6 protein-coding genes are annotated in these 12356 nt (G+C 40.6%); all 6 read left to right on the top strand.

Annotation, left to right across the window (positions count from 1 at the left end; all coding sequences use genetic code 11):
• The first annotated feature begins 4 nt into the window (after positions 1 to 4).
• The 6 genes from B155_RS0105680 to B155_RS0105655 all read left to right on the top strand — a co-directional run bounded on the left by B155_RS0105680 (position 5) and on the right by B155_RS0105655 (position 12301).
• Complete coding sequence (locus B155_RS0105680) at positions 5 to 880, top strand: alpha/beta hydrolase family protein (protein ID WP_018127284.1); 876 nt, start codon at positions 5 to 7, stop codon at positions 878 to 880.
• A 122-nt stretch (positions 881 to 1002) separates the two neighbouring features.
• On the top strand, positions 1003 to 4023 hold the full coding sequence (locus tag B155_RS0105675; RefSeq protein ID WP_018127283.1) for a SusC/RagA family TonB-linked outer membrane protein: 3021 nt from the start codon (positions 1003 to 1005) through the stop codon (positions 4021 to 4023).
• 36 nt (positions 4024 to 4059) lie between these two features.
• A complete protein-coding gene (locus B155_RS0105670; protein WP_026167220.1) occupies positions 4060 to 5433 on the top strand; it encodes a RagB/SusD family nutrient uptake outer membrane protein in 1374 nt (457 codons plus the stop codon).
• Positions 5434 to 5598: 165 nt separating this feature from the next.
• On the top strand, positions 5599 to 8070 hold the full coding sequence (locus B155_RS0105665; protein WP_018127281.1) for a zinc-dependent metalloprotease: 2472 nt from the start codon (positions 5599 to 5601) through the stop codon (positions 8068 to 8070).
• Positions 8071 to 8138: 68 nt separating this feature from the next.
• On the top strand, positions 8139 to 11327 hold the full coding sequence (locus B155_RS0105660; protein WP_018127280.1) for a VPS10 domain-containing protein: 3189 nt from the start codon (positions 8139 to 8141) through the stop codon (positions 11325 to 11327).
• 113 nt (positions 11328 to 11440) lie between these two features.
• Entirely contained in the window at positions 11441 to 12301 is an 861-nt protein-coding gene (locus tag B155_RS0105655; protein WP_018127279.1) for a sterol desaturase family protein, read from the top strand.
• Positions 12302 to 12356 lie beyond the last annotated feature (55 nt).

The following is a 12356-nucleotide window of genomic DNA, read 5'->3' as shown; positions in this document are numbered from 1 at the left end:
CTAGGTGGAATATAATAACCTATCCATATCCTCAGGCAGTATTGCAGGTGTTGATGACCAAGTCATCAAGTACGACTTGTATGCGCCTATTAGTGGCAACACTAGGGGATTTCCGGTTATTCTATTTGCACACGGGTTTAAAGGATTTAAAGATTGGGGCGCTTTCCCCGATGCTTGTGAAGATCTAGCACGTTATGGTTTTGGTGTAGTGGGATTTAATTTCTCACATAACGGAATTGGGAATAAGAGAACCGAATTCGATCAACTTGACGTGTTTGCAGAATCAACCTTAACAAAAGATCTGCAAGAGATAGGGTTAATAATAGACGCCATACAGGATGGGCGTATTTCAAATCCACAAGCAGAATTAAATACCGATGATATTGGTATTGTAGGGCATTCAAGAGGCGGGCACACAGCAATAGCTGCTGCAGCAGAATATGAGTCGATCAAATGTTTGGTGACTTGGGCTGCCGTTGCTGATTATACAGAGCGAACAACAGAAGCCCAACGAAAAGACTGGGAAAAGAACGGGTTCACTGAATTCAAAAATAGCCGAACAGGTCAGATGATGAAGCTTAATAAAGCTTTTATTGATGATCTTGATGCTAATAAAGACACTTTAGTTGCTATAACTAGAGTAAGTGATTTAGTGATACCTGCATTATTTATTCATGGAAGAGATGATGAATCGGTGCCTTATACCGATTCAGAAAAATTATATATAGAATGTGGTTCTAAGGACAAAGAGCTACGATTAATTGCAAATGCAGGACATACGTTCTGTGTTTCCCACCCTTTTGAGGAAGAGCATTTTCCTCCACAATTCGAAGAATTAGTAGAGTTTACTGGCGGCTGGTTCCGGCAGTTTCTTCGGTGAATTTGTAAACATATGTAAAGCTAAGTGACTGTTTAGTCATATTTTAATTGCTTTACTTGTTGCAATGTCAATAAATCCCGTTATCGAACACGGGCTAGGATTAATCCATAAAATCAATAACAATGATGAAACAAAACAAAATAATGGGTAGCATTTTAACCCTTGCGATGCTGCTTATTTTAAACACAAATGGATGGGCGCAAAATACCATATCCGGTAAGGTTCTGGAGGCTAATACAAAAGAACCCATTACTGGAGTAACTGTGGTAGTAAAAGGAAATACCTCACGGGGCGATGCCACCGATATTGATGGTAATTTCGAATTTTCTGTTTCGGACTCTGAGTTAACAAATGGAACTTTACTTGTTTCCTATGTAGGGTATATCCCACGAGAGATTCCTATTAATGGGCGAACAAACTTCACTATTGAACTCAGTGTAGATACTAAGCTTTTAGACGAAGTGGTTGTTGTTGGTTACGGATCAACCATTAAGGAAAAAGTGACAGGAAACATTTCCTCGGTATCTTCTTCTGATTTTGAAGATGTAACCATAAACAGTTTCGAAGAGGCCGTTCAAGGTCGAGCTGCCGGTGTTTTTATTCAAAAAGACAACGGTAAGTTAGGTGGCGGAATTACAGTGCGTGTACGTGGTACAGCATCGGTAAATGCGAGTGCACAGCCACTATACGTGATTGATGGTATCCCAGTGAATACAAATAACCTATCCAGCAATGGATCGGAAACGAACCCACTTGCGGATATTAACCCTGATGATATTGAATCGATTGACATTCTAAAAGATGCCTCTGCTTCGGCTATTTATGGTTCCCGTGCATCGAACGGCGTAGTTCTTATTACCACCAAATCTGGTAAAGAAGGTTCTACCCAAATTAATGTGAACTACTCAATTTCGACGCGAACCCCTTCTAACCAAAAGGAGTTTTTGAACGGTGATCAGTATTATGAACTGTTTGAAGAGGCGCATTCAAATTCAGGAATAAGCTTAACGATAGATGATTATTTTGATTTTTATTTTAATGATGAATGGAGTCGAGACAATAATGTTAACTGGGAAGATTTAGCTTACCAAGATAACCTATCTCAAAAGCTTGAAGTGTCAGCAAGTGGCGGTGATGCTAAAACAAGATACTTCATTAGTACTGCTATTGACGATCAGGAAGGGCATATCATTGATGATAAGTTTCAGCGTGTAAATGGCCGTGTTAACGTTGACCACAATGCGAGTGATAACTTTACATTAGGTATGAATTTGGCGCTTACACGATCGCTGAATGATCGTATTCCAAACGACAACTCGTTTGCAACCCCAATTCAGCTTGCAGCGCAAAGTCCTTTAACTCCGGCTTACTTAGATGATGGTAGCTTAAACACGAACACCATCTATAGTAATGGACTGTTATATCGTGAAGGCAATACTTACCAAACAGAAGTTTACAGAACGTTAGGTAAAGCTTATGCGAACTACCAACTCAATGATAACTTGAGTGTTCAAGGTGAGTTTGGTCTAGATTTACTTGATCAGCAAGAAAAAGTGTGGAATGGTAGTAGTGTGTTCCAGTTTACAGGAGCGAATAATGGTAGTGCTTTCTTAAGTAACGATCGTGTACGAACTATTATCTCACAAGCATATCTAGAATACACAGATACTTTTGCTGAGGATCATGATTTAGAAGCTGTACTTGGAACTTCTTATGAGAATACGGTACAGGAATTCAATTCCGTTTCGGCAGAGGACTTCCCAAATGATAACTTCACTCAAATCTCTAGTGCTGCGAATATTACAGCAGGAACAGGAGGTGTAAGTGAATACAGTTTCGTGGGATACTTCGCTCGTGCGAACTATAGCTTCCGCGACAATTACTTATTAACACTAAGTGGACGTATTGATGGATCTTCACGTTTTGGTGCGGATAATCGCTACGGTTTCTTCCCAGCAGTTTCAGCAGGTTGGATTGCTTCAAACGAAGACTTCTTAGATTATGAGAACCTAAGTTTCTTAAAACTAAGAGCGAGTGTTGGGGTAACGGGTAACGCTGCTATTGGGAACTTCCAATCTCGAGAGTTGTATGGTGCGGGAGCATATGCTGGAAGGTCATCACTTTCACCAACACAAACACCAAACCCAGCGCTAAAATGGGAGCGTGCTACACAGTACAACCTGGGTATTGATTTTGGATTCTATAACGACAGAATCAGTGGTGAAGTAGATGTTTATATGAAAAAATCTGAAGACTTACTATTGGATGTAAACATTCCAATTACTTCTGGATTTACTCAGCAAACAAGAAACGTAGGTTCACTAGAAAACAAAGGATTTGAGTTCGTATTAAATACGGCCAATTTTGTAGGTGAATTTAACTGGAGTACTACTTTCAACTTCGGTATCAACCGCAATGAGATTACCGATATCGATGGTCAGGTAATTACTTCAGGTATTAACCGTGCCATTGAAGGTCAACCAATTGGTGTGTTCTATGCCTTAGAATGGGCCGGCGTTGATCCTGACAATGGTGATGGTCTATACTACATCAATAGTCCTGAAGGTGTTGATCATAGTACGGGTACTACAACAAATCCTGATGCTGCGAATCAAGTAGTAATCGGTGATCCTAATCCGGATTTCACAGGTGGTATAACGAATAACTTTAACTATAAAGGATTCGACTTAAGCGTATTCTTCCAGTTTGTATATGGAAACGATATCTACAATGGCGGTGGTGTATACCAGTCGTGTGGTGCTTGTTTCTTTGATAACCAAACATTGGATCAATACGAAGATAGATGGCAAAATCCAGGTGACGTAACGGACGTTCCTCAAGCTCGTTTATTCGATTTTGATGCATCTGCAGCTTCATCTAGATACTTAAGTGATGGTAGCTACCTTCGTTTAAAAACATTGAACTTTGGTTATACCCTACCAAATTCAATTACGGAAAGTCTATCCATACGAAAAGCTAGGTTCTATTTCTCAGGGGTGAATTTGCTCACCTTCACTAAATATGATGGATGGGATCCTGAGGTAAACACTGATATCAATGGTGGAAATATTGCGATAGGTGAGGATTTCTATTCTGCACCGCAGGCAAGAATCTACACCTTTGGTGTAAGCTTAGGCTTTTAATCCGAAATGAAATTTAGACTAAAAATGAGATTAGACATGAAAAACAGAATTAAAACATATAGCAGAGTGCTGTTGTTGCCGCTTTTAATATTAGCAGGCTGTGATAGTTTACTCGATGTTGAGCCTAAGCAGTCGGTGTCGGGAGACCAAGCATTGCAAGGGGCTGAAAACGTTGAATCCGTATTAATTGGAGCTTATGATAGTTTCTCGGATGATGACTTAATGGGAGGTAACACAGCGGTAATTGCTGAGCTATTTGCCCATGATGAAAACACACCTGAAATTAACTTCTCAGGTACATTCCAAACACTTCGACAAATCTTCAATAAGTCGGTGCAAAACACGAACGGTCAGGTTCAGTCCACATATAATCGTGGTTACATTACTATAAACTTGGCCAATATTGTGCTTGCTAACTTAGACCAAATCGAAGACCAAGCCACAAAAGATCGCATTCAGGGCGAAGCATTATTTATTCGAGGAACTACATTCTTTGAATTAGTGAAGCTATTTGCTCTTCCATATAGTGCGGGTAGTACGGATACTAATCCTGGTATTCAGCTAGTAACGGAACCTGAAGAAGATTACGCGAATATTCGTATGATCGACCGCAGTTCTGTAGAAGCCACGTACGATCAGATAATTTCTGATTTAACTACGGCTCGAGATTTACTTCCCCTATCTAATGGAAGTTTCGCAACTACCTATGCGGCATCAGCCATGCTGTCAAGAGTGTATCTGCAGCAAGCTGATTATCAAAATGCGGCTACAGAAGCGAACCGAGTTATTCAATCGTTTGAGTATAGCTTAGTATCTGATTACGAAGATGTATTCAATAATTCGAATAACAACACTACCGAGGATATTTTCGCTATTCAGGTGAGTGATCAAGATGGCGCGAATGACCTTAACTTATATTTCGCATCTGAAGAAAACAGTGGGCGTGGTGATATCAATATCCTTGACGCGCACACAAACCTCTATGAAGCTGGCGATGATCGACTAGATTTATTCTATTTCGATGTTTCAGGCGATAACTCAACTCCTCGTAGAACCGGTAAGTGGATGAACCAATATGGTAACATCAACACTATCCGATTAGCTGAAATGTACCTAACCCGTGCAGAGGCTAATTTCGAATTAGGCGTTGGTAATTATGTAGGGCCAAATACTCCTCGTGAAGACGTGAACGAAATTCGTGACCGAGTGAATGCCACTCCAATATTGGAAGTAAATTTCGACCTTGATGATATCTTACTAGAACGTAAGTTAGAATTAGCGTTCGAAGGGCAATTACTGCACGACTTAAAAAGACGTCAGATGGATGTAGGTACAGAGGCGTATAATTCTACCAGTATTATATTCCCAATTCCACAACGTGAAACGGATATCAATCCGAACTTAAATTAAAAGAATACCTCAAATCTTTAGGAGCACCGGTGAAAGCCAGTGCTTTTTTTATGCCTTTCAATGGTTGTTTTAAAGATTTTACACCATAGCTAAAAATCTACTTGATTAGCTCATCGCATTATCTGACTTTATCTTTCTATAAATTTTCACTAAAAAACAGATGCAATGAACTACGGTGTTAAGATGATGAGCAAAATGTTTGCTCTATCGCTCTGTTTGGTTTTAGTGGTTTCGGGTTGTAAAACAACGGGAACTACATCAAAATCAAATGGTGCTTCAACGGCTACTAAGCGGCCAACCCCAAAAGGTGATCTCAAGAAATTCAGTGAGGTGATCACGAAAGATGCAAAAACAGATGAGGGTCTGTTTAATGTGCATAAAGTAAAGGATTCGTTTTTCTACGAAATTCCGAATGAACTATTGAACAGAGAGATGCTACTAGTAAGTCGTGTAGCTGGTTCAGTTGAAAACTTTAGCTTTGGTGGTGCAGGCCAGAAAGCTCGTGGACAACAAGTAGTGAGATGGGAAAGAAAAGACAATAATATTCTACTTCGTCATGTGAGCTATTCGAATGTAGCTAGCGAAGAAGATCCTATCTACAAATCTGTTCGCAATAATAACTTTGAGCCTGTGATCTTTTCATTTAAGATTGAGGCCAATAACAAAGACACTTCAGGTGTAGTTATTGACGCTACAAAACTATATACCACTGATGTAGCATTATTAAGTGGATTGAGTAGTTTTCAAAGAAGAAACTTTCAAGTTCGAAGATTAGATGGTAGTCGTTCTTTTGTAAACAAAATTTCAAGTTACCCAGAGAACATTGAAGTACGTCACGTACTTACTTACGATGCGGCTAACCCGCCAGCTAATGGTGCTACAAATACACTTTCTATAGAAATGAATCAGTCGATGATTCTTCTTCCAGAAGAACCTATGACTCCAAGAAATTGGGACCAACGTGTAGGTTATTTCTCGATTAGCCAATACGATTATAGTTCTGATGAACACCGTGCGGCTCGTAATAGATTTATTACTCGTTACAAGTTAGTACCAAAAGACAAAGAAGCTTATTTGAGAGGTGAACTTGTTGAGCCTGTTGAGCCTATTGTATACTACCTAGATCCTGCTACACCGATTAAGTGGAGAGAATATTTAATCAAAGGTATTGAAGATTGGCAAGTAGCTTTTGAAGAAGCTGGATTTAAAAATGCGATCATCGGTAAAGAAGCACCATCTCCAGAAGAAGACCCAGAGTTTTCTCCAGAAGATGTGCGTTACTCTGTGATGCGTTACATCACAAATCCAATTCAGAATGCTCAAGGTCCACACGTACATGATCCAAGATCTGGCCAGATTTTAGAAAGTGATATCCTTTGGTACCATAACATTCAGAATCTACTTAGAAACTGGTATTTCATTCAAACAGCGGCATCGAACCCTGATGCTCGCCATGTAAAACTGTCGGATGAGATTATGGGCGAATTACTTCGTTTCGTAATGGCTCATGAGGTTGGTCACACGCTTGGTTTACCTCATAACATGGGTTCAAGTGTTGGTTATACTGTAGATCAATTAAGAGATCCTGAGTTCACCTCAACGCATGGAACAGCGCCTTCAATTATGGATTATGCTCGTTTCAATTACATTGCACAACCAGGTGATGGTGTAACTCAGTTTTACCCAAAAATAGGTGAGTACGATAAGTGGTCAATTAAGTGGGGTTACACTTGGTTACCAGATATCGATGAGCCATCTGACGAAGATGAAATCTTAAATGAATGGATTGTTGAGAAAAGTGGTGATCCGCTATACTGGTTCGGATATGCTAACGGCGCTGACCCAAGATCACAAACCGAAGCTATTGGTGATGATGCTATGAAAGCAAGTGAGCTTGGCTTAGCTAACCTTCAAGTGATTACGGATAACCTCATTGACTGGGTGGAAGAAGATGGCGAGAACTTTGACGATCTAGCTGAACTTTACAACAACGTATTAGGTCAGTGGAGAAGATATATGGGCCACGTTACTACTTATGTTGGTGGTGTTTACCAAAACTATAAGACCTACGACGAAGAAGGTGCTGTATATGAAGTGGTTTCAGAAGAAGATCAGCGTAGAGCGATGGAGTTCTTAAACAGACATGCATTCACTGCTCCAAGCTGGGCATTCAATAAAGAGATCTTAGATCGTATCAACCAATCTTCAGCAGTTGAGACTTTCCGTGGAGCACAAGCGGGCGTACTAAACAACTTGCTACGACCAGATCGATTAGGAAGACTTATTGAAGCTGAAACACGTACGGATAGTGATGTTTACACACTCATTGAAATGATGGATGATGTAAGAAATGGCGTATGGTCGGAAGCAAGAGCTAAGCGCAATATCAATGTCCACCGTCGTCATCTACAACGTGCTTACTTAGAAGCTATGGAAAGATTATTAACTACAGATAGCGGTAGAGGCGTTGATGTAAGTCAATCTGATATTCGTCCTGTAGTACGTAACGAGCTTAATATCCTTAAGCGGGATATCAATAGCGCTATTGCTGGCGGAGGATTAGATCGTGCAACTCGTATTCACCTAGATGATTCTAGAAACCGGATTGACGATATCCTTGACGGTAATAACGACTAATATTTATCTATAATATCAAAAGGGTAGCCTCGTGGCTGCCCTTTTTTGTTAACACTAAAAAAAAACCTATGAGAAAATTTTATACGATTAGTTTTGTTGTAGCTTTATTTCTAATGCTGAGCGCTACTGGGGTATCCGCTCAACAGTTAGATATGGAGTTATTAAAAGGGATGACCCCAAGGAATGTGGGGCCGGCAGGCATGAGTGGTAGAATCACAGCCATAGATGTTGTGAATTCAAATCCAGATATCATGTATGTTGGAGCTGCTTCAGGTGGCGTATGGAAGTCTGAAAGCGGTGGCATTAAATGGGAACCAATTTTTGATAATTACGGTGCAGCATCTATTGGTGCGATCGATATCCATCAAAAAAACCCTAACATTGTTTGGGTTGGTACTGGTGAAGGTAACCCAAGAAATAGCCAAAGTAGTGGTGCTGGAGTATACAAGAGTATAGATGGTGGCCGCACATTTGAGCTTATGGGATTAGAGGAAACACGTAATATTCACCGTGTTATCATTCACCCAGAAAATCCTGATGTTGTTTACGTTGGAGCTCAAGGTTCTGCTTGGGGCGATAGCGAAACACGCGGGGTATATAAAACTACTGATGGTGGTGAGACTTGGGAGAAAATCCTTTATATAAATAACCGTACGGGTATTGCTGATATGGTTATGGATCCTAATAACCCGAATAAAATCTTTGCAGCCATGTGGGAATTCCGCAGATGGCCGTGGACATTTAAATCAGGTGGTGAAGGCTCAGGTTTATACCGCACTATTGATGGTGGTGAAAACTGGGAAAAAGTTACTTCTGATGATGGATTTCCTGAAGGTAACTTAGGTAGAATGGGTGTAGCAATTGCACCAAGTAACCCAAATGTGGTATACGCACATGTCGAATCAAAAAAGAATGGTATTTACCGTTCTGATGATGGTGGTTACACGTGGGAACTTCGCCAAACAGTTGAAAAAGACCCTGAAGTAGGGAACCGTCCATTTTACTACGCTGAAATATATGTAGACCCGTTTAATGAAAATACCGTGTACAGTATCTACACGTATATATCTAAAAGTACGGATGGTGGGCGTTCATTCGAAAGTTTATATCCATACTATAATTGGGTTCATCCTGATCACCATGCCTTCTGGCTTAGCCCAACAAACCCTGGCTTTATGCTTGATGGTAACGATGGTGGTTTGAATATCACATACGACGGTGGCGATACTTGGAGATTCATCGATAATATTCCTGTAGGTCAATTCTATCATGTTACTGTAGACAACGACTTCCCATACAACATCTATGGTGGTATGCAGGATAATGGTACCTGGCAAGGACCTGCTTACGTGCTTCGCTCGGGCGGTATCCGAAATTCATATTGGGAAGAATTATTCTTTGGTGATGGTTTTGATGTATCGATGGACCAAAGTGATTCTCGATATGCATATGCAATGTCGCAGCAAGGAAATGTAGGCCGTATCGATTTAGAAACGGGTACTTCAAGATTTGTGAAGCCAAATCACCCAGAAGGAGAAGATTTACGCTTCAACTGGAATGCACCGATTAACTTCGATCCATTTGATGACGAGACTATTTATTTCGGCTCTCAGTTTGTTCACAAAAGTACCGACCGTGGTGAGTCGTGGGAAATTATATCTCCTGACTTAACAACCAACGACCCAGAAAAGCAAAAGCAGCATGAAAGTGGTGGTATCACTATGGATGCTACGGGTGCTGAGAACCATACTACACTACTAGCCATTGAGCCAAGTTCTGTAGAGCGTGGGCTAATTTGGGTAGGTTCGGATGACGGTAAAGTTCACATCACAAGAGATGGTGGCGAAAACTGGACCGATCTTACTAAGAACATCAAAGGAGTTCCTGCAAATAGCTGGGTTGCTCAAATCAAAGCTTCTAAGTTTAATGCAGGCGAAGCAGTAGCTGTTATTAACAACTACCGCCGTGATGACTGGGGCGTGTATGTAATGCACACCAAAGATTATGGTAAGAAGTGGACCAATATTGGTAAAGACAAAGGTATTGAAGGATACGCGTTGTCATTTGTTCAAGATTTAGAAGAGCCAAACTTAATGTTCTTAGGAACAGAGTTAGGATTATATGTATCGATTGATGCAGGTAAAAATTGGACTAAATGGACTAACGAATACCCAACGGTATCAACGTACGATATGGTAATTCATCCAAGAGAGCACGATTTAGTAATCGGTACTTTCGGCCGTGCTTTTTGGGTACTTGATGATATTCGCCCACTTCGTGAGCTAGCGAAAAATGGAGCTGATGAATTGAAGAAAACCATTAAGGTATATCCTGCACCGGTTGCAATTCAGGCTAAAACGCGTCAAGCTCGTGGTGTTCGTTTCGCTGCAGATGGTATGTTCAGTGGTGAAAACAGAATGATGGGAGCGATGCTAACCTACTCTGTGAACAGCGAGAATCTGAAGAAAGAAGGCGAAGAGAAGTCTGATAAAGATGAAAAAGTGACCATCGAAGTGTTCGATAGCTCGGGCAACAAGATTAGAACTTTTGAGCGCACTCCACAGCATGATGGTATCAATAGAACGAGCTGGGGCATGGAACGTGCGGGCTTAAGAGGACCAAGTCGTCGTAAAGCTCGTCCTAATTCTCCAGAACCATACGGAAGAAGTGTATTGCCAGGAACCTACAAGTTAGTATTTACCTATGGTGGTGAATCTGACTCAACAATGGTTACGGTTAAGCACGATCCACGTATTGAAGTGAGCATGGCCGCACTTCGTAGAACAGCCGAGTTACAAGACGAAGTAGCAGAGTTGAACGCTACCCTTGCAAAAGGAACTGATCAACTTATAGAAGCGATGGAAATCGTGAATACCTATGAGACCTTAATAAAAGCTGATTCTAGAGATAAAGAAGAGCTTAAAGAGGTAATGGAAGCCAACAAAGAAACCAAGCAGAAGATCGAAGATCTTATGAATATGGTATTTGGTGCTCCTGATAATCGCCAAGGTATTACTCGTAATCCTGCTCCAAATGTGATGCAGAAAGTTCGTGCACCATACCGCTATATGGGTAACGACTTCGACGGCCCTGGTTCGAATGAGCAAAACCTACTTCGTTTAGCTGAAGAAGAGGTTGAAATGGCCTTAACGAAGATCAATGAGTTCTTAAGAACGGATTGGTCTAGTTACCAAAGAACGATGGAGAGTGCAGACTTCAAGCTCTTCAAAGACCTTAGCCCAGTAGACATGAACTAACGTTCAGTTCAAACGGTTTAAATTTAAAAGCCTTCTTTCATATTGAGAGAAGGCTTTTTTTGTTTCTAGAATATTAACATCTTGCCTTAGCACTATACTCAAAGAGGTTCCCAATGGACGCTTTTATTGATTTTTTTGAAAATATCCCCACTGTATTTAGAGCAGGTATTTTAATTGGTGGGATATTCGTGTTTTGGATAATAGAAGGGGTGTTTCCACTTTTTGAGTTTGGCTATAAAAAAGTGCGTCACGCACTCATTAATGGACTTCTCACAGTCCTATTCGTAGTGATTGGTTTAGGTTTTGCAGGGGTACTGTTGTTTACATCAAATTGGGCTACGGCAAATGAATTTGGGCTTATTCATATAGTCGAGATTCCTATATGGTTGCAAGCTGTGATTGGGGTTATGGTATTAGATCTTATTGGGGCATATACGGTACACTGGGTTGAACATAAAGTGAAGCTATTATGGCGATTCCATCTCATTCACCACTCTGATACCACCGTAGATGTTACCACAGGACTTAGGCATCATCCCGGAGAAGCCGTGTTTCGAATGCTCTTTACTGTGGTGGGAGTGCTCATAGTTGGAGCACCAATATGGATTGTATTTTTATATCAAAGTCTTTCGGCACTATTCACCCACTTCAATCATGCAAACATTCAAATGCCAAAAAAGTTAGATAGGGCGCTCTCTTGGGTATTTGTAACTCCGTATATGCATAAAGTTCACCATCATTATACACAGCCACTCACTGATACGAACTATGGAAATATATTTGCAATATGGGACCGCATGTTTGGGACTTTTGCTGAAGTAGAGGATACCAATAATCTAAAATATGGCATCGACACTCACATGGATCCTAAAGAACATGATGATGTGCTCAACCTATTGAAGATGCCATTCCAAGAATACCGCCCACCTGTAGGGTCTAAGTTTGGGGATGAGGATCAAAAAGACAAAGGATAGCATTACTTAGCTCCTTTTCAATCATAGTTTTGTTTTACTACATTCATGAATCTAT

The sequence above is a fragment of the Balneola vulgaris DSM 17893 genome (genome assembly GCF_000375465.1).
Classification (GTDB): domain Bacteria; phylum Bacteroidota; class Rhodothermia; order Balneolales; family Balneolaceae; genus Balneola; species Balneola vulgaris.
Note: the sequence above shows the minus strand (reverse complement) of the source record. Positions and strands in the feature narration are given on the sequence as shown.

Coding starts and splice junctions, on each gene's coding strand:
- B155_RS0105665 (WP_018127281.1), top strand. CDS start 5,599: ATGAACTACGGTGTTAAGATGATGAGCAAAATGTTTGCTCTATCGCTC.
- B155_RS0105675 (WP_018127283.1), top strand. CDS start 1,003: ATGATGAAACAAAACAAAATAATGGGTAGCATTTTAACCCTTGCGATG.
- B155_RS0105670 (WP_026167220.1), top strand. CDS start 4,060: ATGAAAAACAGAATTAAAACATATAGCAGAGTGCTGTTGTTGCCGCTT.
- B155_RS0105660 (WP_018127280.1), top strand. CDS start 8,139: ATGAGAAAATTTTATACGATTAGTTTTGTTGTAGCTTTATTTCTAATG.
- B155_RS0105655 (WP_018127279.1), top strand. CDS start 11,441: ATGGACGCTTTTATTGATTTTTTTGAAAATATCCCCACTGTATTTAGA.